The organism is Streptomyces sp. MP131-18 (genome assembly GCF_001984575.1).
Lineage (GTDB): Bacteria > Actinomycetota > Actinomycetes > Streptomycetales > Streptomycetaceae > Streptomyces > Streptomyces johnsoniae.
Genome location: NZ_LZNS01000001.1, coordinates 772312 through 797460, shown reverse-complemented (window position 1 = coordinate 797460; position 25149 = coordinate 772312). Strand labels below are relative to the sequence as shown.

Sequence of the window (25149 nt, the reverse complement as noted above, 5' to 3'; positions counted from 1 at the left end):
CCCCGGCCTTGCGCAGGGTGACTGGTTGTCACCCCGATGGATTAAAGTGGCGGCAGCCGCGTCCTGGGAGGTCCACGTGCCCGATTCCTCGTCTCCTCCGACCCGCACCCGTGCCCGCGCCCCGCTTTCCGCCCGCCTGCGGCCCGCCTCGTTCGGCGGCCGGCCCACGGGCGAGCGCCTGGAGCGCATCCGGCGTTCGCCGCAGTACCGCGACGGCGCGTTCCGCAATGCCCGGCCGGTGCGCATGAGCGGCCCGTTCGAGATGCTGCCGATGCTGCGGGACATGCTGCGCAGGGCCGACCGGCTCCGCAGGGCCCCGGCCGGCCGGCTGCCGCTGGCGAAGCCGGCGGCCGTCACCGGCGGCCCGCCGGCCTCGGGGCTGCGCGTGACGTGGCTCGGGCACGCCAGTGTCCTGGTCGAGATCGACGGCCGGCGCGTGCTGTTCGACCCGGTGTGGGGCGAGCGCTGTTCGCCGTTCTCCTTCGCCGGACCCCGGCGGCTGCACCCGGTGCCGGCCGAGCTGTCCGAGCTGGGGCCGCTGGACGCCGTCGTCATTTCCCACGACCACTACGACCATTTGGACATGCCGGCGATCAGGGCCCTGATCGCCACCGACGCCGTGTTCGCCGTGCCGCTCGGGGTCGGAGCGCATCTGGAGCGCTGGGGCGTGCCCGCCGCCCGCCTGGCCGAGCTGGACTGGCACGAGTCGGCGGACGTCGCCGGCCTGACGCTGACCGCCACGCCGGGTCAGCACTTCTGCGGCCGCGGGCTGCGCGACCGGTGGCAGACCCTGTGGGCCTCGTGGGTGGTGGCCGGTCCCGAGCACCGCGTCTACCACAGCGGCGACACCGGCTACTTCCCCGGTTTCGCCGAGATCGGCGAGCGGCACGGCCCGTTCGACGCCACCATGATCCAGATAGGCGCCTACAGCAGTGAGTACTGGCCGGACATCCACATGACGCCCGAGGAGGGTGTGCGGGCCCACCTCGACCTGTCGGGCGGCGAGCCGGGCGGGGTGCTGCTGCCCATCCACTGGGGCACGTTCAATCTGGCGCTCCACCCCTGGGAGGAGCCCGTCGAGCGCACCGTGCGGGAGGCCGGGGCCACCGAGGTGACGGTCGCGGTGCCGCGGCCGGGGGAGTCCTTCGAGCCTGCGACCGGGCTTCCGCTCGACCCCTGGTGGGAGGCGTTCGCGGTGCGCTCGGCCGCCCGGAGGTCCGCGCCCGACCCCTCGCTGAACGCCAGACCGGCCGACGGCTGACACGACGGGCGTGCGCCGTCGTTCGCTTGTGGGGGATGATGTGCGGCTTTAGGGTTCCGGCAGTGAGCCGCTGCCCCGAAAGAGGTCCCCCGATGCCGTCGAGCACGCCCCGGATCACTGCCATCGAGACCTACGACGTCCGGTTCCCCACCTCAAGAGAGCTGGACGGGTCGGACGCGATGAACCCCGACCCCGACTACTCGGCCGCCTACGTCGTCCTGCGCACCTCGCACGAGGACGAGCCCGACGGCCACGGCTTCACGTTCACCATCGGTCGCGGCAACGACGTGCAGGTGGCGGCGATCCGCTCGCTCGCGCCCCACCTCGTGGGCCGGGACGCCGCCGCGCTCGCCGCCGACCCGGGCACCCTGTACCGGGACCTGATCGGCGACAGCCAGCTGCGCTGGCTCGGCCCCGAGAAGGGCGTGATGCACATGGCCATCGGCGCCGTCGTCAACGCGGCCTGGGACCTCGCGGCCCGCCGCGCGGGCCTGCCGCTGTGGCAGCTGCTCGCCGAGGCCGAGCCCGAATGGCTGCTCACGCAGGTCGACTTCAGGTACCTCACCGACGCACTGACCCCGGACGAGGCCCTCGGGCTGCTGCGCCGCGGCAGGCAGGGCGCCGCGGAGCGCACCGCGCTGCTGCGGGCCGAGGGCTGCCCGGCCTACACCACCTCACCCGGCTGGCTCGGGTACTCCGACGCCAAGCTGACCCGGCTGGCCGAGCGGGCGGTCGCCGAGGGCTTCACCCAGATCAAGCTCAAGGTGGGAGCCGACCTGGAGGCGGACCGCCGGCGCCTGCGCGCGGCACGCGCCGCCGTCGGGCCCGGTGTGCGCATCGCCGTGGACGCCAACCAGCGCTGGGACGTGGACCAGGCCGTCCAGTGGGTGTCGGCCCTGCGCGAGTTCGACCCGTACTGGATCGAGGAGCCCACCAGCCCGGACGACGTGCTCGGCCACGCGGCCGTCCGCAGGGGCGTCGCGCCGGTGCGGGTGGCCACCGGCGAGCACGCGCAGAACCGGGTCGTGGTCAAGCAGCTGCTCCAGGCCGGGGCCATCGACATCTTCCAGCTCGACGCGACGCGCGTGGCGGGCGTCAACGAGAACCTCGCCATCCTGCTGCTGGCCGCCAAGTTCGGTGTGCCGGTCTGCCCGCATGCGGGCGGCGTGGGCCTGTCCGAGCTGGTGCAGCACCTGGCCATGTTCGACTTCGTGGCCCTGGCGGGCCCCACGCCCGAGCGGGTCATCGAGTACGCCGACCACCTGCACGAGCACTTCACCGACCCGGTGCGCATCCGTTCCGGGCGCTACCTCGCTCCCACCGCCCCCGGTTTCTCCGCGGCGATGCGCCCGGCCGCGCTCGCCGAGTACGCGTACCCGGACGGGGAGTTCTGGGCGACCGAGCTGGCCGTCGAGGCCGGCCCGCCCCGCCCGCACCCCGGGCTTTGACACGGTCCGGGCCCGGCCCCCCACAGGCCGGGCCCGGACCGTGCGGCCCGGTGCTACGCCTCTTCGGCGCGCAGCGGGTCGTGTCCCAGGCTCATCAGCCGCCTGCGCCAGTCCGGCTCCGGCACGGTCGCGCGGGGGCCCGCGGCCCGCTCGTTGCGTACCGTGTCCACGATGTCGTACATCAGGTCGACGTCGGCGTCCGTGAGGTCCATCCGCCGCTTGCGGAGGATGGCGAGCACGCCCCGGCCCTGCTCGGGCCCCGCCTCCTCGGGCGGCTGCTCCGTCTCCTCGCCCGCGCTGCTGGTGCGCAGCCACGCCGCCAGCTCCTGGGACGTCATGTTGACGACGTTGTGGAACTCCGCCCACAGCGCTTCCAGTTCCAGAGCTTCGGTGTCGGCCATCGTGCGCCTCCCGGTGGGTCGTACGGATCGTCCTGCGGGTTTCCGGCCGGGCCGCTCGGAAACCTCTCAGCGGCCCGCGAGCTCCCGTACGTCCTCGGCGAGGCCCTTGTCCAGCGAGACCCGGACCAGGCCCGCCGTCAGCCGCGTCACGTCGTCGTCGCCGACCAGTCCGCCCAGGCTCCTGGGGGAACGCGGCAGGCCGACGCGTTCGGCGCCGTCCTGCGCCTTGCGGTCGATGTAGGGCGCGTACTCGGGCCACACGGCCTGGACCTCGCGCAGGAAGATGTCCACGCCCATGGGGCCGATGCCGGGGTATTCGCGCAGCCGTTCTGTCACGTTGTCCCCGCGCAGCCGGCGCAGGTCGCCGCCGTACCGGTCGAGGAGCAGGCGCGCGCCGTCGCCCAGCTGGGTCGCGGTCCGCTCGTCGTACCTGCGGTAGCCGCCGACGCCCAGCGCATCGACGCGCTGCTGCCAGGTGGCGTCCCGCATGCGCCGCGGATCGCGCGTCCCGGCGTCGAACAGGGCCCGCGCGGCATCCACCGCGATGTCGCTGCGGATGCGCGCGGACAGCAGGTGCGCGAGCACCAGCACCTGGTAGAGCGGGCCCGGCGTGTTCTTCAGCCGGATTCCGGCCTGCTCGGCGTACGTCTGCCCGCACCGTTCCAGCAGGGCGCGCGCGGTTTTCTCCGTCTTCTTGCTCATGCGGAACGTCCGCCTTCCGTGCCGCCTTCCCGTGGCCGCCGGTCAGTCCGTCTCCGGCAACTGCTCCTCGAAGCCGCCGCGCTCCGACTCCGGGCCGAGGCCGCGTTCGGTGCGCGGCCCGCGGGACTGCCAGTGCGGGTCGCTTTGCAGGGTCTCGTTGGCCTGCGCGTTGGCATGCCGGTCGGGAACTCCGTGCCCCTCGGCGTCCTTCCGCAGGTGCGCGCGGTGGATGTCGTACTTCTTGCTGCCCGGTTCAGGCATCCTTATCACCTCGCGCCGCCGGGTTCCCCCTGGTCCCCCGGCGAAACGTGCGCACCCGCGGACCGGCTCAGACGCGCCGGCCGTCGGCGAGCCGGACCGACACGGACGAGGCGCCCTCGGGAACGGTCACCGGCTCGGCGTAGCCGTCAGGACCCGCCACCGAGACCCGCCACGGCCCGGGCGCGCCCGCGGCCGCCACCGTGACGACGTCGCCGTGGCGCGTCGTGCGGAAGACGGCGCCGGCCTCCCCGCCGGGGGCGGGGACGCGCGTAACGGTCTCCACGCCGTCGGCCGGCGCGTGGACGCGCAGGGTCACGCCGTTCGCCCAGTCGTACTCGGGCGTGTCGTCCTGGGCGCCGAACGGGATGACCGAGCCGGGCCTGGCGAGCAGCGGCAGGCTGTCGAAGCCGAATCGCTCGCGCCGCCACCCCGGCCCCTCGATCTGCTCGCCGGACAGCAGATGCGTCCAGGTGCCCGCCGGCACGTAGTACTCCGCGACGCCGTCCTCGTCGAGGACGGGCGCGACCAGGAGGTCGCCGCCCAGCATGTACTGCCGGTCCAGCGGGTGGCAGCCCGGGTCGTCGGGAAATTCGAGCAGCATGGCCCGCATCACCGGGGTGCCCTGCTCGCCGGCCTCCTCCGCGGCCCGGAACAGGTACGGCATCAGGCGGTGCTTGAGCCGGGTGAAGTCACGGGTGACCGCGACGGCCTCCTCGTCGTAGTCCCACGGCACGCGGTAGGAGTTGCTGCCGTGCAGCCTGCTGTGCGAGGACAGCAGTCCGAACTGCACCCACCGCTTGAACACCGCGGGTGTCGGGGTGCCCTCGAAGCCGCCGATGTCGTGGCTCCAGAAGCCGAAACCGGACAGGCCGAGCGAGAGGCCGCCGCGCAGGGACTCGGCCATCGCGTCGAAGCTGGACTCGCAGTCGCCGCCCCAGTGCACCGGGTACTGCTGGCCGCCGGCGGTCGCCGAGCGGGCGAAGAGGACCGCCTCCCCGGCGCCGCGCTCCTCGGTGAGCACCTCGAAGACCGTCCGGTTGTACAGCTCGGTGTAGTAGTTGTGCATGAACTCGGGGTCGGAGCCGTCGTGCCAGACCACGTCGGTGGGCACCCGTTCGCCGAAGTCCGTCTTGAAACAGTCCACGCCCTGCCGGACCAGTCCGCGCAGCTTGTCCGCGAACCAGGCTCGGGCCTCCGGGTTGGTGAAGTCCACCAGGGCCATGCCGGCCTGCCACATGTCCCACTGCCACACGCCGCCGTCCGCCCTGCGCACCAGGTAGCCGTGCCGCCGGGCCTCGGCGAACAGCGGCGACTTCTGCCCGATGTAGGGGTTGATCCATACCGAGATCCGCAGGTCCTGCTCCTTCAGGCGGGCGAGCATCCCCTCGGGGTCGGGGAAGACCGCCGGGTCCCAGGTGAAGTCGCACCACTGGTACTCGCGCATCCAGAAGCAGTCGAAGTGGAAGACGCTGAGCGGGATGTCACGTTCGGCCATGCCGCGGACGAAGCGGTTGACGGTGGCCTCGTCGTAGTCCGTGGTGAAGGACGTGGACAGCCACAGACCGAACGACCAGGCGGGCGGCAGCGCGGGCCGGCCGGTCAGCGCCGTGTAGCGGTCCAGGATCTCCTTGGGCGTCGGGCCGTGGATGATCAGGTACTCGATGGACTGGCCCTCGACGCTGAACTGCACCTGCCCGACCGACTCCGACCCGATCTCGTAGGAGACCAGGCCCGGGTGGTTCACGAACACGCCGTAGCCGCGGTTGGTCAGGTAGAACGGCACGTTCTTGTACGCCTGTTCGCTGGCGGTGCCGCCGTCCGCCTGCCAGATGTCCACCGTCTGGCCGTTCTTGACGAACGGCGTGAACCGTTCGCCGAGCCCGTAGACCAGCTCGCCGACACCCAGGGACAGCTGGCCGAGCGAGAAGTGCCGGCCGTCGTGGTCCGTGAGGAAGCCCGTGCCCCGCTTGCCGGCCGAGGTCAGGGTGCGACCGCCGGCGGTGAAGTCCAGCCGCCAGGGCTCGGCGGTGTCCACCCGCAGCGTCAGGGAACCGCTGGTCAGCTCGGCGACGGAGCCGTCCGTCCTGGTCTTGCCCGCGTGCCCCGGCTCGCCGCGCAGCGGAAAGCCGGGACCGCGCTCCTCCCCGCCCGAGTGGTGGGTCGTCCGCACGCCGATCACGCCCTCCGCGGGGGAGAAGCACTCCACCGTCAGCAGCGGGCTGTTCAGCGTGTGGCCGCGGCGCTCGACGGGCCGCACCGCGGCGTAGAGGGTGAGCCGGTCCTCCGAAACGTCCGTGTCGGCGACCTGCTTGGCGAAGGCCGCGGTGACGCCGTCGCGCATCAGCCAGTAGCCATCGGTGAACTTCACAGTTACTCCATGTCCCCTTCCCCGCGGCGGGGAAGTTCGGGCGGTGCGGTGGGTCGTGCCGGTGCGGGGACGGGCCCGCGGCAGGTCAGGTGTGTGCCTGCCGGTGGGCGCCGATCATGTCCCGGTACCAGCGGTAGCTGTCCTTGGGCAGACGTTCGAGGGTGTCGTAGTCGACGCGGACGATGCCGAACCGCTTCGCGTAGCCGAACGCCCACTCGAAGTTGTCCATCAGGGACCACACGTAGTAGCCGCGGACGTCGACGCCCGCCTCGATGGCCTCGGACAGCGCCTGGAGGTGATCGCGCAGGTAGGCGACGCGGTCGGCGTCGTGGACCTGGCCGTCCGCGGCGACGGAGTCGTCCTCGGCGGAGCCGTTCTCGGTGATGACCACCGGCGGCAGCGCCGGGTAGCGCCGGCTCAGGTCGACGAGCAGGTCGGTGAACGTGTGCGGCACGACGGGCCAGCCCATCGTGGTGTGCCGCACGTCGTCCCGCCACGTCTCCCGGACGCGGACGTCCACCGCGGTCCGCGTCGCCGGGTCCTCGTCCCGGTACGGCGCGTCGGCGATGGTGATGGGGCGGTAGTAGTTGATGCCGACGAAGTCCAGCGGGGCGCCGATCGTGAGGAGGTCGCCGTCCCTGCGGTAGGAGCCGTCCGCCATCGCGCCCCAGGTGTCCGCCTCGCCCTGCGGGTAGCGGCCGGCGAACAGCGGGTCCAGCCACACATCGTTGTGCAGGGTTTCCGCGCGCCGCACCGCGGCCAGGTCCTCGGGGGACCCGGTCGCGGGCAGCAGCCGGTCCGGGTTGAGGGTGATGCCGACGTCCGTCGCCCCGGCCTCGCGCAGCGCCCGCACCGCGAGCCCGTGGCCGACCAGCAGGTGGTGCGCCGCGGCCAGCGCGCCGCGCCCCTCGCGCGCGCCCGGCGCGTGCCGGCCGATGGCGTAGCCGACGAACGCCGAGCAGAACGGCTCGTTCAGCGTGATCCAGCGCGGCACCCGGTCCCCGAGGCGGTCCACGACCAGCCGGGTGTAGTCGGCGAACCGCTCGGCCGTCTCCCGCACCCGCCAGCCGCCGCGGTCCTCCAGGGCCTGCGGCAGGTCCCAGTGGTACAGGGTGGCGGCCGGCGCGATGCCGGCGGCGAGCAGCTCGTCGACGAGCCGGTCGTAGAAGTCCAGGCCCTCGGCGTTGGCCTTGCCGCTGCCGTCCGGCTGGATGCGCGGCCACGCCACGGAGAACCGGTAGCTGTCCACGCCGAGGTCGCGCAGCAGCGCGACGTCCTCGGGGTAGCGGTGGTAGTGGTCGCAGGCGACGTCGCCCGTCGCCCCGTCGGCGACGCGGCCCGGCTCGCGGCAGTAGGTGTCCCAGATGGACGTGCCCCGGCCGCCCTCGTCGTGGGCGCCCTCGATCTGGTAGCTGGCGGTGGCGGCGCCGAAGAAGAAGCCGCGCGGGAACCGGGGGAACCCGGTCGTTTCGGTGGCAGTCATATGTGGTGTCTGGCCTTACTTGATGGAACCGCCGGCGATCCCGGCGGCGATGTACTTCTGGGCAACGACCAGCAGAATCGCCGCGGGAATCGCGGAGAGTACCGCGGTGGCCATCACCGCACCCCAGTCACTCACATGCGCGCCGATGAACTGATAAATGCCCAGCGTGACCGGTTTCACATCGTCCGTCGTGTTCAGCGTCAGCGCGAAAATGAAGTCGGCCCACGCGAACAGGAACGCGAAGAGACCGGAGGTGATCAGGGCGTTGCGGCTCATCGGGAGCACGATGCGCACGAACGCCGTGAAGCGGTTGGCCCCGTCGACCATCGCCGCCTCGACGACCTCCGACGGGATCGAGACCATGAACGCCCGCAGCAGGACGATCGCGAACGGCAGCCCGAGGGAGGCGTCGGCCAGGATCAGCCCCAGATAGGAGTTCACGAGATTCAGCTCGGCATACGCGCTGTACAGCGCGTTCGCCACCACGATGCCCGGCACCATCTGCGTGATCAGCGTGCCGAACACGATCGCCCGGCCGCCGCGCAGCCCGAACTGCGCGAGGCCGTAGGCCGCAGGGGCGGCGAGCGCGAGGCAGACCACCACCGCGCCGAGCGCGACGATCAGGCTGGTGACCAGGGAGCCGCCCTGACTGTCCAGTGCGTTGCGGAAATTGTCGAAGCTCGGCGAGGTCGGGATCAGATCGGCCGAGGCGATGCTGGTGTGCGGCTGGAGCGCCGTGCTGATCATCCAGTACACCGGGAAAAGCATCACGGCGAGGATCAGCAGCGCGGCCACGGTGTTCCACGTGCGGCGCACCCGGGCGCGCCCTTCCGTGCGGTTCATCTCGTCACTTCCCCGGCTGGTGATCGGCGCGGTTGACGCGCAGGTACAGCACCGCGAAGACGGCGCTGATCAGGATGAGGACGTTGCCCACCACGGCACCCTGGCCGAAGTCGAGCTGGAGGAACGACAGCTGGTACGTCAGCGTGCCCAGCGTCTGCGTCGAGTCGGCCGGTCCGCCGCCGGTCAGCGCCAGGATCAGATCCAGAATCTTGATCGTCGACATGAAGCCGAGCACGAGCACCACCGTCACCACCGGCCGCAGCATCGGCAGCGTCACGCTGCGGAAGGTCCGCCACGGGCCGGCCCCGTCCAGCGAGGCAGCCTCGTACAGCTCGCGGGGGATCTCCTGGAGACCGCCGTACAGGATCACCATGTTGAACGGAATGCCGATCCAGATGTTCACCAGGATCGCGGAGAGCAGCGCCACGCTCGGGCTGCTCAGCCACGCCACGCCGTCCGACGAGAGGCCGACCGTTTCGAGAAAGCTGTTGAGGACGCCGTGGTCCTCGTCCATGATCCGGCGCCACACGACGGCGGAGACCACCATCGGCACCAGCCACGGCAGCAGCAGGATCGCCCGGACGAACGCCGACAGGTGGAACCTGCGCGAGAAGAAGACGGCCAGGCCGAGGCCGATGGTGAACTGCCCGACCAGCGAACCGATGGTGAACAGGATCGTCTGCCACAGGGCGTCCCCGAAGAGGTCGTTCTCGAAGACGCCGCGCCAGTTCTCCAGGCCGTTGAACGGTGACTCGCCCGTGAAGTACGTCCGCGGCGTGAACTCCTGGAAGCTCATCAGGACGTTCCGCACCAGCGGATAGCCGAAGAACGCCAGCATGTAGACCAGCGCGGGCGCCACGAACAGCCACTGGTACAGCCTTCTGCGGCCTGCGCCGCGCCGGCTCGACCCGGTCGGCGGCGCCGCCTTCTTCTCCTGGGTGGCCGTGGTCATGCCGCTCACCTCACTCACCCGCCGTCGCCTGCTGCTGCGCGCGTTCCAGGGCATCCTCCGGCGAGGACTGGCCGGTCAGCACCGACTGGAAGGCCCCCGCCAGCGCGTCGCTGATCACCGGCCAGCGGGTGCCGACCTCGGCGGTCCGCGACCGCGCGGTGGTCACCAGGTCCGCGAACGGCGCCAGCTTCGGGTTCTGCTCCCGGTAGGTCTGCGCCGCGGCCTCGCGCGTCGGCACGTTGTTGATGCGCTCGCCCCAGGCGAGCTGGTTCTCCTCGGAGTTCAGGCAGTCGAGGATGCGCCCCGCGTTCCGCTCCCGCTCCCGGTCGTCCTCGTTCTTCGGCACGGTCATCACCGTGCCGCCGATCGGGGCCACCGGGTCCAGGCCTGCCTCCGGCACCGGGATGCTCGCCACGGCCCAGTCCACGTTGTCCTGCCCGTCGAGCACCGGCACCTGCCAGGGGCCGTTGATCATCATGGCGGCGCGGCCGGAGATGAACTGGTCGTTGACGTCCTGCTGGTTCCAGTTGACGACCGACCTGGAGGCGGAGCCCGCGTCCACCAGGTCCTGCCACAGCTGGAGAGCCGCGGCGCCGCCGCCCTCGTTCAACTGCGCCTCGTCGCCGCCCGCCGACCAGAAGAACGGCAGGAACTGGTATACGCCGTCCGCGTCCGGCGAAGCGCTGAACGCCATGCCGTACGTGTCGCCGCGGGTCAGCTCCGCGGCTGCGGCCTGGAGTTCGTCCCAGGTCTCCGGCGGCTCGATACCGGCCTCGGCCAGCAGCTCGGTGTTGTAGATCAGGGCGAGCGAGTTCACCGAGCGGGCGACGCCGTACTGCACTCCGTCGAAGGAGCCCAGCGTGTTCGAGCTGGTCGAGAAGTCGCCGGTGTCCACGCCGGTCTCGGCGAGCGGGCGCAACCCGGCGGTCTCCGCGAACTGCGGCAGCTCCGAGCCGTCCAGCTCCAGGATGTCGGTCAGCGAATCGGACGAGGCCATGCGCAGCGCCTTCGACGCGATCTGCGGGGCGGGCACGCTGATCTGCTCGACCTCAAGGCCGAGCGGCTCGGCGCAGCGGTCGAAGAAGTCCTGGTTCGCCTCGTGCTCGGCGGCGTCCGTCGCCGAGTTGAGCACGGTGACGGTGTCCGGGTCCGGCTCGGCGGCGCAGCCCGTCAGGCCGAGGGCGGCCATCGTGCCCGCGAGGGCGAGTGCGGTGGCGGGCTTCGGTATGCGCCCGGTTCTCAGTCGCATCGGTTCTGGGTCTCCATTCGCGGGACGGGGGCGGGGCGGTCGGCGGGGCCGCCCGGCGGCCGGACGCCCTGGCTTTCTGCCATCCGCGGCGCGATCAGCTCGTGCCGGGGGGCGGCGCCGCCGATCGCCTCCACGGCGAGCCCGGCCACGGCCGCCGACATCTGGCCCACAGGGAGGTCGATGCGCGGCAGGGCGGGCCCGCCCGGCTCGTCGGGCAGGCTGCCGACGAGCACGATCTCCAGGTCCTGCGGCACGCGCAGGCCCAGGGCGGCCACTTCGGCGAGCAGCAGCGGCAGCGGAATGAGGTGCTGAACGATCAGCGCGGTCGGTGCGGGCGCGGCCATCAGCGCCGCGCGCAGCCGCCCGCGCAGCAGCGCCGGGTCGGCCGCCGAGGGCTGGACGCGGACATCGGCGCCGGTTTCGGCGGCGGCGGTCCGCGCACCGGCAAGGCCGTGCAGCGCGTAGCCGCGGCGGGCCTCGATCTCGTGGTCGGCCGACGCCCAGAACACCATCCGCCGATGCCCGGCGGCGGCGGTTTCGTGGACGGCCAGGGCGACGGCCGCCGCCCAGTCCAGGTCGACCCAGGAGACGCCGGACTCCTCGCGCCCGTCGCCGTGTCCCAGCAGGGCGGTCGGGAAGCCCAGCTCGTGCAGGGCGGCGACCCGGGGGTCGGCCTGCGCCACCGCCATCAGCACGGCGGCGTCCGCCAGGCCGCTGCGGGCGATCCGCAGCAGCCCGTCCACGCCGTCGGGCTCCGTCATCATCAGCAGGTCGTAGCCGTGGCCGCGTGCCGCGTCGCTGATCTCGATGGCGAATCTGCCGTCCATGGCCCGGTACTTGCCCGACTCCCTGGGCACGGCGAGCACCAGCACCTCGCTGCGCGCACTGCGCAGCGTGCGGGCGCTGGCCCGTGGGTGGTAGCCCAGCTCGGCTATCGCCGCGCGCACGGCCTTGGCGGTGTCCTCGGAGATGCGGCGCGAGCCGCTGAGCACGTACGACACGGTGCTCGGCGCGACCCCCGCCCGTTCCGCGACATCCTTGATCGTGGCCATTCCGCTCCTTCGCGGCCCGTGCTGCCCAGCGCGGTGAAGCGCTTCGTCGAATCGGTTCGTCGAATCGATTCGACGGCATGGTAGGCACAGGTGTGCGACGCAGGCAAGAGGCGATTTCGAAGCGGCCGGCTGACGCCCCGGCCCGGCCGCCAGGCCGGGCCGGGGCGTCAGCCGGCCGGGTTCCGCCAGTGGCCGCCGAGTGCGGGGGAGAGCCAGTGCGTGGCGCGGGCCCGGAAGTCCGCGGGCGCCAGGGCGCCCGCACCGGCCGGCACGGCGCCGGCCAGCGGGGCACCGGCCGCCAGGGGCAGGTCGGTGAGGTTGCACCGGGCCGCCAGGTCCAAAACGGCCGGGCTGCTGCCGACGACCACGCCGCGGCAGCGCAGGCCGCGCGTGCGCAGCGCCTCCGCCGTCAACGCCGTCGCGTTCAGCGTGCCGAGCCCCGCGGTGACGACGACGAGCACCGGCGCGCCCAGCAGCGCGGCGGTGTCCGCGAGCGTGCCGCCCATGTCGTCGAACCGCACCAGCAGTCCGCCCGCGCCCTCGACCAGCACCAGGTCGTGGTCGTGCGCCAGCTCCTCGGCCGCCTTGGCCGCCTCCGCCGGCCGCACCGGCGGCAGGCCCGCCCGCCGCGCCGCCGTGGCCGGGGCCAACGGCTCCGGGTACCGGGCCAGTTCGCGTGCGGTCACCGGCCCGGCCAGGCGGGCGGCCGTCGCCGCGTCGCCCGGCTCGCCGGGCGCCAGGCCCGTCTGGGCGGGCTTGAGCACCGCGACCGACCGGCCCGCGGCCAGCGCGGCGGCGGCCACCGCCGCGGTCACCACCGTCTTGCCGATCTCCGTGCCCGTTCCGGACACCACCAGGATCTCGCCCGATATGACCACAGACCTCAACCCGCTTCCGCCGCCGCGCGCATCGCCCGGCAGATCAGCGCCAGGTCCGCGTCGTCCGTGACGTACGGCGGCATCGTGTAGATCAGCCGCCCGAACGGCCTGAGCCAGACCCCGGCGCGCACCGCGGCCCGGGTCGCCGCCGCCATGTCCACCGGGTGGTCCAGCTCGACCACGCCGATCGCGCCGAGCACCCGCACGTCGCGCACCCCCGGCACCCCGGCGGCCTCGGCCAGCCCCTCGCGCAGCCGGTCCGCGACGCGGGCCACCTCGCCCGCCCAGTCCCCGGCGAGCAGCAGTCCGACGGACGCGTCGGCGACCGCGGCCGCCAGCGGATTGGCCATGAACGTCGGCCCGTGCGCCAGCACCGGCACCTCGCCACGGGAGATACCCGCCGCGACGCGCGGCGTGCACAGGGTGGCGGCCATCGACAGGTAGCCCCCGGTCAGCGCCTTGCCCACGCACATCACGTCCGGCGCGACGCCCGCGTGGTCCGCCCCGAACAGCGCGCCGGTGCGCCCGAATCCGGTCGCGATCTCATCGAACACCAGCAGGACGTCGTGCTCGTCGCACGCCTCGCGCAGCACCCGCAGATAGTCCGGGGAGTGGAACCGCATGCCGCCCGCGTTCTGCACCACCGGCTCCACGATCACCGCGGCGGTCTCGGCGGCGTGCCGCCCGATCAGCTCGCGCAGCGCCGCCGCGTAGCGCGGCTGCGGCTCCGCGTCGAAGCCGGGCGGTGGCGCGTCCGCGAAGATCTGCCGCGGCAGCGCCCCGGACCAGATGTGGTGCATCCCGCCGTCCGGATCGCACACCGACATGGGGTGCCAGGTGTCGCCGTGGTAGCCGCCCCGCCAGGTCAGCAGGCGCCGTTTGGCGGGGCGGCCCAGGGAACGCCAGTACTGGAGGCACATCTTCACGGCCACCTCGACCGACACCGAGCCGGAGTCGGAGAGGAACACGTGCCGCAGCGGCCCCGGCGTGACGTCCACCAGGCGTTTGGCCAGCCGCACGCCCGGCTCGTGCGTCAGGCCCCCGAACATCACGTGGCTCATGCGCTCCAGCTGGTCGCGGGCGGCGGCGTTCAGCACCGGGTGGTTGTAGCCGTGCACCGCCGACCACCACGAGGCCATGCCGTCGACCAACTCGTCCCGTCCGAAGGCCGGTTCGGCCAGGCGCAGCCGTACCCCGGCGGCCGACTCCACCACGAGCGGTGCCTGGCGCCCCGGCATCGGGCCGTAGGGATGCCAGACGTGCTCCCGGTCGAGCGCCAGCAGTTCCGCGGGGGAGAGACCGCCGCCCGCCGCCTTCCCGTCACGCATTGGGCGGCAGCTCCGTGCCCGCGCCGCGCCGGCGCACGGCCACCAGACCGGTGCGGTGGCCGGGCAGCGTGGTGGTCTCCGCGCCCTCCACCTCGAAGCCGGCGTCCGCGATCATCTCCAGGTCCGCCTGCCCGGCCTGGCCCTCGCTGGTGAGGTAGTCGCCCAGGAAGATCGAGTTGACCACGTGCAGCGCCAGCGGCTGCAACGTCCTCAGGTGCAGCTCCCTGCCGCCGGAAAGGCGCACCTCCGCGTCGGGGCAGACGAAGCGCACCATCGCGAGGATGCGCAGCGCGTGCTGCGGAGTCAGGTTCCACTCCGAGGCCAGGGGCGTGCCCTCGAACGGGATCAGGAAGTTGACCGGCACCGAGTCCGGATCGAGGTCCCGCAGCGCGAACACCACGTCCACCAGGTCCGCGTCGCTCTCGCCCATGCCGGCGATCAGGCCGGAGCAGGCGGAGAGCCCGGCCGCCCGCGCCTGCCGCACGGTGGACACCCGGTCCGCGAAGCCGTGCGTGGTGCAGATGTCGGCGTAGGTCGCCTCCGAGGTGTTGAGGTTGTGGTTGTAGGCGTCGGTCCCCGCCTCCCGCAGCCGTTCGGCCTGGCCCTCGCCGAGCAGGCCGAGGCAGGCGCACACCTCGACATCCGCGTGGCGTTCGCGGATCGCGGAGATCGTCTCCGACACGCGCTCCACGTCGCGGTCCGTCGGCCCGCGTCCGCTGGCCACCAGGCAGACCCGCTTGGCGCCGCCGGCCACGCCGGCGCTCGCGACGTCGGCCGCCTCGGAGGGCTTGAGCCACGTGTACTTCAGCACCCCGGCCTGCGAGCCGAGCCGCTGAGAGCAGTAGGAGCAGTCCTCGGGGCACAGCCCGGACTTGAGGTTCACCAGGTAGTTCAGCTTCACCCGCCGCCCGAACCACTTGCGGCGCACCTTGCCCGCGGCGGCGATCACGTCGAGCAGCTCGTCGTCGGCGGTGGCCAGCACTGCCAGCGCCTCGTCACGGGTGGGCAGTTCGCGGCGGAGGCCCTTGTCCACCAGGGCGTTCAGCAGTTCCATGAGCCGATCCTCACCCAACGCCACCGGCCGGGTCGAGGATGAAAGCTACAACAGGCCCTGGTACCCGGTGTCGTTATCGCCACTGTCGGGGCGTTCCGCCGGGCACTACGTTTATGCGTAACCCACAAGACGACGGAGGACGGCGGCCGGTGCACGACGACGACTCCGCCAGGGTCTTCGACTGGCTGGACGCCGCGGCGGAGCGCCGTCGGCGGGCCGGCCTCGTCAGGGAGCTGCGCCCGCGCGCCGCGGACCGGGCCGCCCACGATCTCGATTTCGCGGGGAACGACTACCTCGGCCTGTCCCGTCACCCCGCGGTGACCGGCGCGGCGCGGGCCGCGCTGCGGGAGTGGGGGGCGGGTGCCACCGGCTCCCGGCTCGTCACCGGCAGCACGCGGCTGCACGCGGACCTGGAGAGGGAACTCGCGGCGTTCTGCGGTTTCGAGGCCGCCCTGGTCCTGTCCTCCGGCTACGCGGCGAACCTCGCGGCGCTCACCGCTCTCGGCGGCCGGGAGTCCCTGATCGTCTCCGACGCGGGCAACCACGCCTCGCTCATCGACGGCTGCCGCCTTTCGCGCGCCGAGGTCGCGGTGGTGCCGCACGCCGACGTGCCGGCCTTCGCCAAAGCGCTCGACGGCCGCACCGGGCCCGCGCTCGCCGTCACCGACGCGGTCTTCTCCGTCGACGGCGACGCCGCGCCGCTGGCCGCGCTTGCGCCGGTGTGCCGCGCGGCAGGCGCGGCACTGGTCGTGGACGACGCCCACGGCCTCGGCGTGCTCGGTCCCGGCGGGCGCGGCGCGACGGCGGCGGCGGGCCTGGCCGGGGCGCCCGACGTGGTGGCGACGGTGACGCTGTCGAAGTCCCTGGGCAGCCAGGGCGGTGCGGTGCTCGGCCCGGCGCGGGTGATCGCGCATCTGGTCAACGAGGCGCGCCCGTTCATCTTCGACACCGGCCTCGCCCCGGCGGCGGCGGGAGCCGCGCTCGGTGCACTGCGGCTGCTGCGCCGCGAGCCCCAACTCGCGGCGCGCGTCCGCGGGAACGCCACGGCGCTGTACCGGCGCCTGACCGCGGCAGGGTGTGACGCCACCCGCCCGGACGCGGCCGTGGTGTCCGTGCGCGCGCCCTCGCCCGCGACCGCGGTGCGCTGGGCGGCGGCCTGCCGGGCGGCGGGGGTGACCGTCGGCTGCTTCCGCCCGCCCTCCGTGCCGGACGGCGTCTCCCGGCTGCGGCTGACCGCACGCGCCGACCTGACGGAGGACCAACTGGGCCGCGCCGTGCGCGAGATCGTGCGCGCCGCCCCACCGGGCGCGGCGGGCCGCGGCCCCGGCTGAGCCGCCGGGTCAGCGCTCCAGGACGAGGGCGAGACCCTGGCCGACGCCGACGCACAGGGCCGCCACGCCGGTGCCCGAGCCGTGGGCGGCGAGCTGGTGCGCCACGGCCCCGGCCAGGCGCGCGCCCGAGGCGCCCAGCGGGTGGCCGATGGCGAGCGCCCCGCCGCGCGGGTTGACCACGGCCGGGTCGAGTTCGGGCAACTCGGCGAGGCAGCCGAGCACCTGCGCGGCGAACGCCTCGTTCAGCTCGACGGTGTGCAGGTCGGCGAAGCGCCTGCCCGCCTTCGCCAGCGCCCGCCGCATCGCCTCCACCGGGCCGAGGCCGAACAGCCGCGGCTCGATGCCGGTGACCGCGCCGGCCGCCACCCGCGCCAGCGGCTCGCGGCCCGTCGCCGCAAGGCCCGCCTCGTCGGTGATGAGCAGGGCCGCGGCGCCGTCGTTCAGCGGTGACGACGTGGCGGCGGTGACCGTGCCGCCGGGGCGGAAGGACGGCTTCAGGCGCGCCAGCGCCGCCGGGGTGCCGCCGTCGCGGATCGTCTCGTCGCGCGGCAGCTCCGTTCCCGGCACGGGACACGCTTCCGCGGTGTAGTGGCCGTCCCGCCAGGCGCGGGCGGCCTTGGCGTGGCTGGCGAGGGCGAACGCCTCCTGCCGCTCCCTGCCGATGCCGTGCCGGTCGGCGATCAGCTCCGCGCCCTCGCCGAGGGCCACGGTCCACTCCGGTCGCATCCGCGCGTTGACCAGGCGCCAGCCGAGCGTCGTGGAGATCAGTTCCTGGTGCCCGGCGGGAAAGGCGCGCTCCGGCTTGGGCAGCACCCAGGGGGCGCGGCTCATGGACTCCACGCCCCCCGCGATCACCACGGAAGCGTCGCCGACCGCGACGGCACGGGCGGCCTGCACGACGGCCTCAAGACCGGAGGCGCACAGCCGGTTGACGGTCGTGCCCGGCACGGTGACGGGCAGCCCGGCGAGGAGGGCGGCCATGCGTCCGACGTTCCGGTTCTCCTCGCCCGCCCCGTTGGCATTGCCGAGCACCACGTCGTCCACGCGGGCCGGGTCGAGGCCGGGGGAACGGGCCAGCAGGGCCGTCAGCGCGTGCGCCGCCAGATCGTCGGGCCGTACGCCGGCCAGCGCTCCGCCGTACCGGCCGACCGGGGTCCTGACGGCGTCGGCGACATACACCTCGCGGACGGTCATGGCTGTCCTCCTCCAGGGCGCCGCCGGGCGGACGGGCGCGTGGGAGTCTCGGCCCGTCCGGCGGGCGTGTCAAGGGCGCGTGGCGCGCGCCGCGCCGCCCGCGCGGTTACGTTGAGGAACAAAAGCACATCGCGCGCGTCAGGGAGGCCCCGTGACCAACGACCCGTCCACCCCGGCCGCCGGGTCCGCCGACTCGGGCGACCCGGTCTCGAAGATCGACACCTCCGTGCCGCACTCCGCACGGATCTGGAACTACTGGCTCGGCGGGACGGACAACTACGAGGTCGACCGCATCGCCGGCGACCAGTACCGCGCGGCGTTCCCCGGCATCGTCGACATCGCCAGGTCCTCCCGGGAGTTCCTGGTGCGCAGCGTGCGGCTGCTCGCCCGCCGGGCGGGGGTCCGGCAGTTCCTCGACGTCGGCACGGGACTGCCGACGGCCGACAACACCCACCAGATCGCCCAGCGCGTCGCGCCGGAGACCCGCGTGGTCTACGTCGACAACGACCCGCTGGTGCTGATGCACGCCCACGCGCTGCTCACCTCGGCACCCGAGGGGGCCACGGACTACCGCGAGGCCGACCTGCGGGACCCGGCGGCGATCCTTTCCGCCGCCGCCGCGACGCTGGACATGTCCCGGCCGGTCGCCCTGGTCCTCAGCGGCATCCTCGGCCACGTGCCCTCCTACGCCCGCGCGAAGGAGATCGTGCGGCAGCTGATGGACGGCCTGCCGTCCGGCAGTTACCTCTCGCTCAACGAAGGCACCGACACGGACGAGACGTACGTCCGCGCCCAGCGCGCCTACAACGAGTCGGGCGCCGTGCCCTACCACCTGCGGTCCCTCGACGAGATCGCCGGCTACTTCGACGGTCTCGACGTCATGGAGCCGGGCGTGGTGCCCGTCACGCGGTGGCGGCCCGAACTCGCGGACGTCGGCGGCCGCGACGGCATCGGGCAGGCCGGCGGGGTGGGCCGCAAGCCCTGACCGCACCCCCGCAGCCGGCCGGCGCCGAGGAACGCCCGGCGGGCGCGGGTGTATATTGGTGAGCGGCACGTCAGTACGCCCCTTTTCTGCGGCGTCCGTGCCGATCCCCTTCTCACCGGTTCCCCCGGCGCCCGCCTTCCGCGGTATGTGCGCCTTCTCCGGGGCCGGTTCACCCGTGCCGACCGCTGCCGCACCGCGGCGGGGCCGGCCGCGTCCGCCGTGCTCACGGCATCTTCCTCGAACCCCGCCTTCCCGTATCGCCGTTCCCTCACCCGCTGGAGTCTCCCGCATGTCTGTCCTTCCCCCTCCAGGCGAGGAGCCCGTCACCGGCGTCGTCGACACCGCCGGCGGCAGGACGTTCCTCCGCCTCGACGGCTATCTGCCCGGCCCCCGCGACCCGCAGCTGCCGGCCGCCCAGGTGCACCGGTCCGGGCTGCGCCGGGGTGACGCGGTCGCCGGTGCCCTCGCCCCGCCCGTGCCCGGCGGGCGGGCCGGCGCGCCCCGCCCGCTCGCCCGCATCGACGCCGTCAACGGCGTCGCGGACGTCCCGCCGGACGTCCTCGCCGCCCGGCCCGACTTCGGCACCCTCACACCGCTGCACCCCGACAGCAGGCTGCGTCTTGAGACCGGCCGCGGACACCTCGCCGGCCGTCTCATCGACCTGCTCACGCCCCTCGGAAAGGGCCAGCGCGGACTCGTCGTGGCGCCGCCGAAAACCGGCAAGACCACCATCCTGCGGACCATCGCCTCGGGCATCGCCCGCAACCACCCGGAATGCCACCTGATGATGGTGCTCCTCGACGAACGGCCGGAAGAAGTCACCGACATGCAGCGCTCGGTGCCCGCCGAGGTGATCGCCTCGCACTTCGACCGCCCCGCCCAGGACCACACCGCCGTCGCCGCGCTCGCCGTCGAACGCGCCAAGCGCCTGGTCGAGCAGGGCCGCGACGTCGTCGTGCTGCTCGACTCCCTCACCCGCCTGTGCCGCGCCTGGAACAACAGCACGCGCACCACCGGCCGCATCCTGACCGGCGGCATCGACGCCGCCGCCCTGCACCCGCCCAAGCGCCTCTTCGGCGCCGCCCGCAACATCGAGGAGGGCGGCTCGCTCACCATCCTGGCCACCGCCCTGGTCGGCACCGGGTCCAGGGCCGACGACTTCTACTTCGAGGAGCTGAAGAGCACCGGCAACATGGAACTGCGCCTCGACCGCGTCCTGGCGGACCGGCGGATCTTCCCCGCCATCGACCTCGACCCCTCGGGCACCAGGCGAGAGGAGATCCTCACCACGCCCGCCGAACTCGCCGCGATCCACGGCCTGCGCCGGGCCCTGAGCGACCGCGACCCGCGCCAGGCCGTCGAGATGCTTCTGACACGGCTGCGGGCGACGGGCAGCAACGCCGAGTTCCTCGGCGGGGTCAGCCGGATGTTCGCCCCCGCCTGACGCCGCGGTCCTTGGCCCGGCTCGGCTGCACCCGCTTCGGCTCGCCCGCCGCCTTCGGGTGGTCCGGGGGATAGGGCAGGTCGCCGAGGCCGTGGTCGCGTTCGTCACGCTCGGCCAGTTCGAGCACGGCGTCCAGGCGGCACGGCCGGTCCGCCATGCCGGCGTGCACGTCCCCGGCCTCGGCGAAACGCCCCGGCATCGTCGACAGGTCGAAGTCCTCCGGCCGGGCGTCGGGCAGCTCCGCCCAGCGCAGCGGCGCGGACACCGGCGCCCTGGGCCGGGGACGCACCGAATACGCGCTGGCGATCGTGCGGTCCCTGGCCGTCTGGTTGTAGTCGACGAAGATCCTCTCCCCCCGCTCCTCCTTCCACCAGGCGGTGGTCACGCGCTCCGGCGCGCGCCGCTGAAGCTCCCGGCCGATCGCGATGGCCGCGCGCCGCACCTGGGGAAAGGTCCACTCCGGGACGATCGGCACGAAGACGTGCACCCCGCGGCCCCCGGACGTCTTCGGCCAGCCGCACAGGCCCAGTTCCTCCAGCAGCTCGTGCAGCTCGCCCGCGGCGCGCACCGCGTCCGTGTAGTCCGTTCCCGGCTGCGGGTCGAGGTCGATCCGCAGCTCGTCCGGATGCTCCGTGTCGCCGCGCCGCACCGGCCAGGGGTGGAACGTCAGGCAGCCGAGGTTCGCCGCCCATACCACCGCCGCCGGTTCGTCAGGACAGATCTCGTCGGCGAACCTGCCGCTGGGGAACGCGATCCTGCCGGTGGGAATCCAGTCCGGCAGGTTCTTCGGCGCCCGCTTCTGGTAGAACGACTCGCCCGTCACGCCCTCCGGGTAGCGCTCCAGCGTGGTGGGCCGCTCCCGCAGCGCGCGCACGATGCCGTCCCCGACCGCGATGTAGTAGCGGGCGAGGTCGAGCTTGGTGAAACCGCGCTCGGGGAAGTACACCCGGTCCGGGTGCGAGAGACGCACCGTTCTGCCGCCGACGTCGAGGTCGAGCGCGTTCCTGCTGGCACCGCCCATGGGCCCACGGTAGGCCGGGGCACCCGAACGCGCCCGTCGGCGGGCGCCCGCCTACCGGCGCCGCCACAATCCGGATCATGGATCTGCCGGTGATGCCGCCCGTCAAACCGATGCTCGCCAAGGCCGTGGCGCGCATCCCCGAAGGCATGCACTACGAGGCCAAATGGGACGGCTTCCGGGCCCTGGTCTTCCGCGACGGCGACGAGGTGGAGATCCAGAGTCGCACCACCAAGCCGCTCACCCGCTACTTCCCCGAGCTCGTCGACGGCCTGCGCGCCAGGCTCCCGCCGCGCTGCGTCGTGGACGGCGAGATCGTCGTCGTGCAGGGCCCCCGGCTCGACTTCGACGCCCTGCTCGGGCGCATCCACCCGGCCGAGTCCCGCATCCGGATGCTCGCCGGAACCACCCCGGCCGACTTCGTCGCCTTCGACCTGCTCGCGCTTGGCGACACCTCGCTTCTCGACACCCCGCTGCACGAGCGCCGCGCCGCGCTGGCCGACGCGCTGCGCGACACCCGCGGGCCCGTCTTCCTCGCGCCCGCCACCCGCGATCCGGACGTGGCGCGGCAGTGGTACGACGCCTACGAGGGCGCGGGCCTCGACGGGGTGGTCGCCAAGCCCCTCGACCTGCCCTACCGGCCCGACGAACGGGTCATGGCGAAGGTCAAGCACGAGCGGACGGCCGACTGCGTGGTGGCCGGGATGCGCCACCACAAGAGCGGGCCCGTCGTCGGCTCGCTGCTCCTCGGCCTGTACGACGACGCCGGCCGCCTCCAGCACGTCGGCGTGTCCGCGTCGTTCCCGATGCGGCGCCGCGCGGAGCTGGCCGACGAGCTGCGGCCGCTGGTCATGGACTCCGTCGAGGGGCACCCGTGGGAAGCCTGGGCCCGCGAGGAGGCGCACGGGACCAGCCGCATGCCCGGCGCACCGAGCCGCTGGAGCGGCACGAAGGACCTGTCCTGGCAGCCGCTGCGGCCCGAGCGCGTGGTCGAGGTGGCTTACGACCACATGCAGGGGGACCGCTTCCGGCACACCGCGCGCTTCCGGCGCTGGCGCCCCGACCGGGAGCCCCGCAGCTGCACCTACGCGCAGCTGGAGGAGCCGGTCGGCTTCGACCTCGCCGACATCCTCACGCCCCGTCCGCACTCTCGCTGAACGCCGCGCGCAGCCGGTCCGCCACCTCCCGCGCCTCCGCCGCGGAGGCATACCGGGTTCTGGGCCAGAAGAAGCCGCGCAGCCCGTCCTTGCGGCGACGCGGCACCACGTGCACGTGGAAGTGCGGAACGGACTGGCTGACCCGGTTGTTCGCCGCCACGAACGTCCCGTCCGCCCCCATCCCGCGCTCCACGGCCCGGGCGGCGGCCCGCACCCGGCGGAAGAACGGGCCGGTCTCCGCCTCCGGCAGATCCGTCAGGGTCTCCACGTGGTGCCGGGGCACCACCAGCACATGGCCGGGGAACAGCGGCCTGCTGTCGAGGAACGCCACCACCGCGCCGTCCTCGTACACGCGGTGCGCGTCCGACGCACCGCTGATGATCGAACAGAAGACGCACGTCACGCACCCAGTCAACTACCCGCCGCGCCCGGGAAGGCGGAACGCCGCCCGACCGTTGAAAGCGGTATGAACGAAGTGGCGGTTCTCGTCGTCGGTGCCGGCCAGGCCGGCCTGTCCAGCGCCTACCACCTCAGGCGCCGCGGGCTGCGCCCCGGCACGGACTTCGTGGTGCTCGACCACGCGCCGCAGCCCGGCGGCGCCTGGCAGCACCGCTGGCCCACCCTGACCTACGGCCGGGTGCACGGGATGCACGCCCTGCCCGGGATGGAGCTGACCGGCGCCGACCCGGACCGGCCCTCCTCCGAGGTGATCGGCGCGTACTTCGCCGACTACGAGCGCACCTTCGCCCTGGCCGTGCGCCGCCCGGTGCACGTCAGGTCCGTGCGCGACGCGGGGGACGGCACACTCCTGGTCGAATCCTCGGCGGGGGAGTGGCGCACCCGGGCGCTGATCAACGCCACCGGCACCTGGGACCGGCCGTTCTGGCCGCGCGTGCCGGGCCAGGAGACGTTCCGCGGCCGCCAGCTGCACACCGCCGGCTACCCGGGGCCCGACGCGTTCGCCGACCGGTCGGTGGTCGTCGTCGGCGGCGGCACCTCCGCCGTGCAGCACCTCATGGAGATCGCCGAGGTGGCCGCCGCGACCACCTGGGTGACCCGCCGCCCGCCGCTCTTCCGCGAGGGCGGCTTCGGCGAGGTCCAGGGCCGGGCGGCCGTCGCCCTGGTCGAGGACCGGGTGCGCCGCGGGCTGCCGCCGCGCAGCGTCGTCTCGGTCACCGGCCTGCCCATGACCGAGGCCATGCACCGCGCCAGGGAGCGCGGTGTCCTCGACCGGCTGCCGATGTTCGACCGGGTCACCCCCGAGGGCGTCGCGTGGGCCGACGGCCGTGCCGTCGCCGCCGACACCCTCCTGTGGGCCACCGGCTTCAGGGCCGCGATCGACCACCTCGCCCCGCTGCGGCTGCGTGAGCCGGGCGGCGGGATACGGCTGGACGGCAGCCGTGTCGTGCGCGACCCGCGGGTGCACCTGGTCGGCTACGGCCCCTCCGCGAGCACCATCGGCGCCAACCGCGCGGGCCGCGCCGCCGTCCACGACGTACTCGCCCTGCCGGGGATGCCCGCTCCCGCTGCCATTTCTCCACGTATCGAAGACACTTTGTCGACGAAACGATAGGCGGCGTCTATGATGCGGTGCTGTTATGGACCTCCGTGAGCTGCCTCCCCCGTCCGCCGCGGCCACGCCCGGCCCGGTCGTGGCGCAGGACCCGCCGTGCGCCCGGAGGCAGTCTGTCGGCGACGTCGTCGGCACCGGCCCTTTAGCCCGCCGCTGATACGACGTTCTCCCGCAGCGCAGGACGCCGCACCGTCCCCTCACGCCACCTCCCACGGCACGACCGCACGGCAGCAACAGGAGAAACACCCCGTGACCGATGAAGCACCCTTGATCGACACCTCGGTGCCGCACTCGGCTCGGATCTGGAACTACTGGCTCGGCGGACGGGACAACTACGAAGTCGACCGGGTCGCGGGCGACCACTACCGCAGCGTGTTCCCCGGCGTCGTCGACGTGGCGCGCGCCTCCCGCGGCTTCCTCCTCAGATCCGTCCGCTACCTCGCGGCCGAGGCGGGCATCCGCCAGTTCCTCGACATCGGCACCGGACTGCCGACCGCGGAGAACGTCCACGAGGCCGCCCAGCTCGTCGCCCCCGAGTCCCGCATCGTCTACGTCGACAACGATGCGCTGGTCATCGCCCACGCCCGCGCCCTGCTCACCAGCGGTCCGCCGGGCGTCACCGACTTCGTGCGTGCCGACCTGCACGACCCCGACGCCGTCCTCCGCGGCGCGGCCCGCACCCTGGACCTGTCCCGGCCCGTCGGGCTCGTCCTCAGCGGCGTGCTCGGTCACGTCGCGGCCTACGAGGAGGCCAGGTCGATCGTCGGCAGGCTCCTCGCGGCGCTCCCCGCGGGCAGCCACCTCACCCTGAACGACGGCACCGGCGTGTTCCGCCACGAGTTCGTGACCGCCCAGCACGCCTACAACGAGAGCGGCGCGACGCCCTACCACCTGCGCACTCCCGCCGAGATCGCCGGATTCTTCACCGGCCTCGACCTGGTCGAGCCCGGCGTCGTCTCCTGTCCCGGCTGGCGGCCGGTGGCCGGGGAGCCGGACGGGGCGGACGGGGCGGACGAGATCGACGTCTTCGGCGGCGTCGGCCGCAAATCCTGAACGGACCGCACCGCCGCGTCGGCGGGTGAACGCGCGGGCGCGCGACGAGGGCCGCGGCGCACGTTCGCTAGGTCCTGTCCTGTCGATCTTGTCGGATCAGCTCGCGGCGTCAGA

General features: G+C 73.5%; 23 protein-coding genes. 8 read left to right on the top strand and 15 right to left on the bottom strand.

Annotation, left to right across the window (positions count from 1 at the left end; all coding sequences use genetic code 11):
- The first annotated feature begins 76 nt into the window (after nt 1-76).
- Both STBA_RS03445 and STBA_RS03440 read left to right on the top strand, forming a co-directional pair.
- Complete coding sequence (locus STBA_RS03445) at nt 77-1261, top strand: MBL fold metallo-hydrolase (RefSeq protein ID WP_077063079.1); 1185 nt, start codon at nt 77-79, stop codon at nt 1259-1261.
- Between the two features lie 92 nt (nt 1262-1353).
- Entirely contained in the window at nt 1354-2709 is a 1356-nt protein-coding gene (locus STBA_RS03440) for an enolase C-terminal domain-like protein (RefSeq protein WP_077057814.1), read from the top strand.
- Nucleotides 2710-2762: 53 nt separating this feature from the next.
- On the opposite strand, the gene STBA_RS03435 is transcribed toward STBA_RS03440, so the two are convergent.
- From STBA_RS03435 to bioB, 12 genes are all read right to left on the bottom strand, one after another.
- Nucleotides 2763-3110: a DUF3140 domain-containing protein gene (locus tag STBA_RS03435; RefSeq protein ID WP_077057813.1), complete on the bottom strand. Its 348-nt coding sequence runs from the start codon at nt 3108-3110 to the stop codon at nt 2763-2765.
- A gap of 66 nt (nt 3111-3176) precedes the next feature.
- Nucleotides 3177-3812: an endonuclease gene (locus tag STBA_RS03430; protein ID WP_077057812.1), complete on the bottom strand. Its 636-nt coding sequence runs from the start codon at nt 3810-3812 to the stop codon at nt 3177-3179.
- Between the two features lie 42 nt (nt 3813-3854).
- Complete coding sequence (locus tag STBA_RS03425) at nt 3855-4073, bottom strand: hypothetical protein (RefSeq protein WP_077057811.1); 219 nt, start codon at nt 4071-4073, stop codon at nt 3855-3857.
- A gap of 67 nt (nt 4074-4140) precedes the next feature.
- Nucleotides 4141-6441, bottom strand: a complete 2301-nt coding sequence (gene yicI, locus STBA_RS03420) for an alpha-xylosidase (RefSeq protein WP_077057810.1) — start codon at nt 6439-6441, stop codon at nt 4141-4143.
- 85 nt (nt 6442-6526) lie between these two features.
- Entirely contained in the window at nt 6527-7924 is a 1398-nt protein-coding gene (locus STBA_RS03415) for a GH1 family beta-glucosidase (RefSeq protein ID WP_077057809.1), read from the bottom strand.
- Nucleotides 7925-7939: 15 nt separating this feature from the next.
- A complete protein-coding gene (locus STBA_RS03410; RefSeq protein ID WP_077057808.1) occupies nt 7940-8767 on the bottom strand; it encodes a carbohydrate ABC transporter permease in 828 nt (275 codons plus the stop codon).
- A 4-nt stretch (nt 8768-8771) separates the two neighbouring features.
- Nucleotides 8772-9719 carry a sugar ABC transporter permease gene (locus tag STBA_RS03405; RefSeq protein WP_077057807.1) on the bottom strand — a complete coding sequence of 316 codons (948 nt, stop codon included), beginning with the start codon at nt 9717-9719 and terminating at the stop codon, nt 8772-8774.
- Nucleotides 9720-9729: 10 nt separating this feature from the next.
- A complete protein-coding gene (locus STBA_RS03400; RefSeq protein ID WP_077057806.1) occupies nt 9730-10968 on the bottom strand; it encodes a sugar ABC transporter substrate-binding protein in 1239 nt (412 codons plus the stop codon).
- Nucleotides 10959-12020, bottom strand: a complete 1062-nt coding sequence (locus tag STBA_RS03395; RefSeq protein ID WP_079251691.1) for a LacI family DNA-binding transcriptional regulator — start codon at nt 12018-12020, stop codon at nt 10959-10961. Before STBA_RS03395 ends, STBA_RS03400 begins: the two co-directional genes overlap by 10 nt.
- Before the next feature lie 167 nt (nt 12021-12187).
- Nucleotides 12188-12907 (bottom strand): dethiobiotin synthase, encoded by a 720-nt coding sequence (gene bioD, locus STBA_RS03390; protein ID WP_253194500.1) that lies wholly within the window; start codon nt 12905-12907, stop codon nt 12188-12190.
- Nucleotides 12904-14226: an adenosylmethionine--8-amino-7-oxononanoate transaminase gene (locus STBA_RS03385; RefSeq protein ID WP_077057805.1), complete on the bottom strand. Its 1323-nt coding sequence runs from the start codon at nt 14224-14226 to the stop codon at nt 12904-12906. The genes bioD and STBA_RS03385 overlap by 4 nt, the downstream gene beginning before the upstream one ends.
- Nucleotides 14219-15280: a biotin synthase BioB gene (bioB, locus tag STBA_RS03380; RefSeq protein WP_077057804.1), complete on the bottom strand. Its 1062-nt coding sequence runs from the start codon at nt 15278-15280 to the stop codon at nt 14219-14221. Before bioB ends, STBA_RS03385 begins: the two co-directional genes overlap by 8 nt.
- 149 nt (nt 15281-15429) lie before the next feature.
- On the opposite strand from bioB, the gene STBA_RS03375 reads away from it, so the two are divergent.
- Nucleotides 15430-16611 carry an 8-amino-7-oxononanoate synthase gene (locus STBA_RS03375; protein ID WP_077057803.1) on the top strand — a complete coding sequence of 394 codons (1182 nt, stop codon included), beginning with the start codon at nt 15430-15432 and terminating at the stop codon, nt 16609-16611.
- 9 nt (nt 16612-16620) lie between these two features.
- Here the strand turns inward: STBA_RS03375 and STBA_RS03370 are convergent, their stop codons facing one another.
- Complete coding sequence (locus tag STBA_RS03370; protein ID WP_077057802.1) at nt 16621-17805, bottom strand: acetyl-CoA C-acyltransferase; 1185 nt, start codon at nt 17803-17805, stop codon at nt 16621-16623.
- Nucleotides 17806-17956: 151 nt separating this feature from the next.
- Between STBA_RS03370 and STBA_RS03365 the strand changes: the two genes are divergently transcribed.
- Together STBA_RS03365 and rho are read left to right on the top strand one after the other, a co-directional pair.
- Nucleotides 17957-18790, top strand: coding sequence for an SAM-dependent methyltransferase (locus STBA_RS03365; RefSeq protein ID WP_077057801.1), 834 nt, complete (start codon nt 17957-17959; stop codon nt 18788-18790).
- Nucleotides 18791-19079: 289 nt separating this feature from the next.
- Nucleotides 19080-20234: a transcription termination factor Rho gene (rho, locus tag STBA_RS03360; RefSeq protein WP_077057800.1), complete on the top strand. Its 1155-nt coding sequence runs from the start codon at nt 19080-19082 to the stop codon at nt 20232-20234.
- Here the strand turns inward: rho and ligD are convergent.
- Nucleotides 20209-21255 (bottom strand): non-homologous end-joining DNA ligase, encoded by a 1047-nt coding sequence (gene ligD, locus STBA_RS03355; RefSeq protein WP_077057799.1) that lies wholly within the window; start codon nt 21253-21255, stop codon nt 20209-20211. The genes rho and ligD overlap by 26 nt on opposite strands.
- 77 nt (nt 21256-21332) lie before the next feature.
- On the opposite strand from ligD, the gene STBA_RS03350 reads away from it, so the two are divergent.
- Nucleotides 21333-22409: an ATP-dependent DNA ligase gene (locus tag STBA_RS03350; RefSeq protein ID WP_077057798.1), complete on the top strand. Its 1077-nt coding sequence runs from the start codon at nt 21333-21335 to the stop codon at nt 22407-22409.
- Here STBA_RS03350 and STBA_RS03345 read toward each other — a convergent pair.
- Nucleotides 22384-22812, bottom strand: a complete 429-nt coding sequence (locus STBA_RS03345; protein ID WP_077057797.1) for an HIT family protein — start codon at nt 22810-22812, stop codon at nt 22384-22386. The two genes, STBA_RS03350 and STBA_RS03345, sit on opposite strands and share 26 nt — an antisense overlap.
- A 63-nt stretch (nt 22813-22875) precedes the next feature.
- Here STBA_RS03345 and STBA_RS03340 point away from each other — a divergent pair, with 63 nt between their 5' ends.
- On the top strand, nt 22876-23982 hold the full coding sequence (locus tag STBA_RS03340; RefSeq protein WP_077057796.1) for an NAD(P)-binding domain-containing protein: 1107 nt from the start codon (nt 22876-22878) through the stop codon (nt 23980-23982).
- 249 nt (nt 23983-24231) lie between these two features.
- Entirely contained in the window at nt 24232-25035 is an 804-nt protein-coding gene (locus STBA_RS03335; RefSeq protein ID WP_253194499.1) for an SAM-dependent methyltransferase, read from the top strand.
- Nucleotides 25036-25149: the final 114 nt, after the last annotated feature.

What these genes read in the sequence shown, in the direction of transcription:
- STBA_RS03350 (WP_077057798.1), top strand. Translation starts at nt 21,333, where the DNA reads ATGGATCTGCCGGTGATGCCGCCCGTCAAACCGATGCTCGCCAAGGCC.
- rho (WP_077057800.1), top strand. Translation starts at nt 19,080, where the DNA reads ATGTCTGTCCTTCCCCCTCCAGGCGAGGAGCCCGTCACCGGCGTCGTC.
- STBA_RS03395 (WP_079251691.1), bottom strand. Translation starts at nt 12,020, where the DNA reads ATGGCCACGATCAAGGATGTCGCGGAACGGGCGGGGGTCGCGCCGAGC.
- STBA_RS03340 (WP_077057796.1), top strand. Translation starts at nt 22,876, where the DNA reads ATGAACGAAGTGGCGGTTCTCGTCGTCGGTGCCGGCCAGGCCGGCCTG.
- STBA_RS03415 (WP_077057809.1), bottom strand. Translation starts at nt 7,924, where the DNA reads ATGACTGCCACCGAAACGACCGGGTTCCCCCGGTTCCCGCGCGGCTTC.
- STBA_RS03425 (WP_077057811.1), bottom strand. Translation starts at nt 4,073, where the DNA reads ATGCCTGAACCGGGCAGCAAGAAGTACGACATCCACCGCGCGCACCTG.
- STBA_RS03435 (WP_077057813.1), bottom strand. Translation starts at nt 3,110, where the DNA reads ATGGCCGACACCGAAGCTCTGGAACTGGAAGCGCTGTGGGCGGAGTTC.
- ligD (WP_077057799.1), bottom strand. Translation starts at nt 21,255, where the DNA reads ATGGGCGGTGCCAGCAGGAACGCGCTCGACCTCGACGTCGGCGGCAGA.
- STBA_RS03370 (WP_077057802.1), bottom strand. Translation starts at nt 17,805, where the DNA reads ATGACCGTCCGCGAGGTGTATGTCGCCGACGCCGTCAGGACCCCGGTC.
- STBA_RS03405 (WP_077057807.1), bottom strand. Translation starts at nt 9,719, where the DNA reads ATGACCACGGCCACCCAGGAGAAGAAGGCGGCGCCGCCGACCGGGTCG.
- STBA_RS03410 (WP_077057808.1), bottom strand. Translation starts at nt 8,767, where the DNA reads ATGAACCGCACGGAAGGGCGCGCCCGGGTGCGCCGCACGTGGAACACC.
- bioB (WP_077057804.1), bottom strand. Translation starts at nt 15,280, where the DNA reads ATGGAACTGCTGAACGCCCTGGTGGACAAGGGCCTCCGCCGCGAACTG.
- STBA_RS03440 (WP_077057814.1), top strand. Translation starts at nt 1,354, where the DNA reads ATGCCGTCGAGCACGCCCCGGATCACTGCCATCGAGACCTACGACGTC.
- STBA_RS03385 (WP_077057805.1), bottom strand. Translation starts at nt 14,226, where the DNA reads ATGCGTGACGGGAAGGCGGCGGGCGGCGGTCTCTCCCCCGCGGAACTG.
- STBA_RS03400 (WP_077057806.1), bottom strand. Translation starts at nt 10,968, where the DNA reads ATGCGACTGAGAACCGGGCGCATACCGAAGCCCGCCACCGCACTCGCC.
- STBA_RS03430 (WP_077057812.1), bottom strand. Translation starts at nt 3,812, where the DNA reads ATGAGCAAGAAGACGGAGAAAACCGCGCGCGCCCTGCTGGAACGGTGC.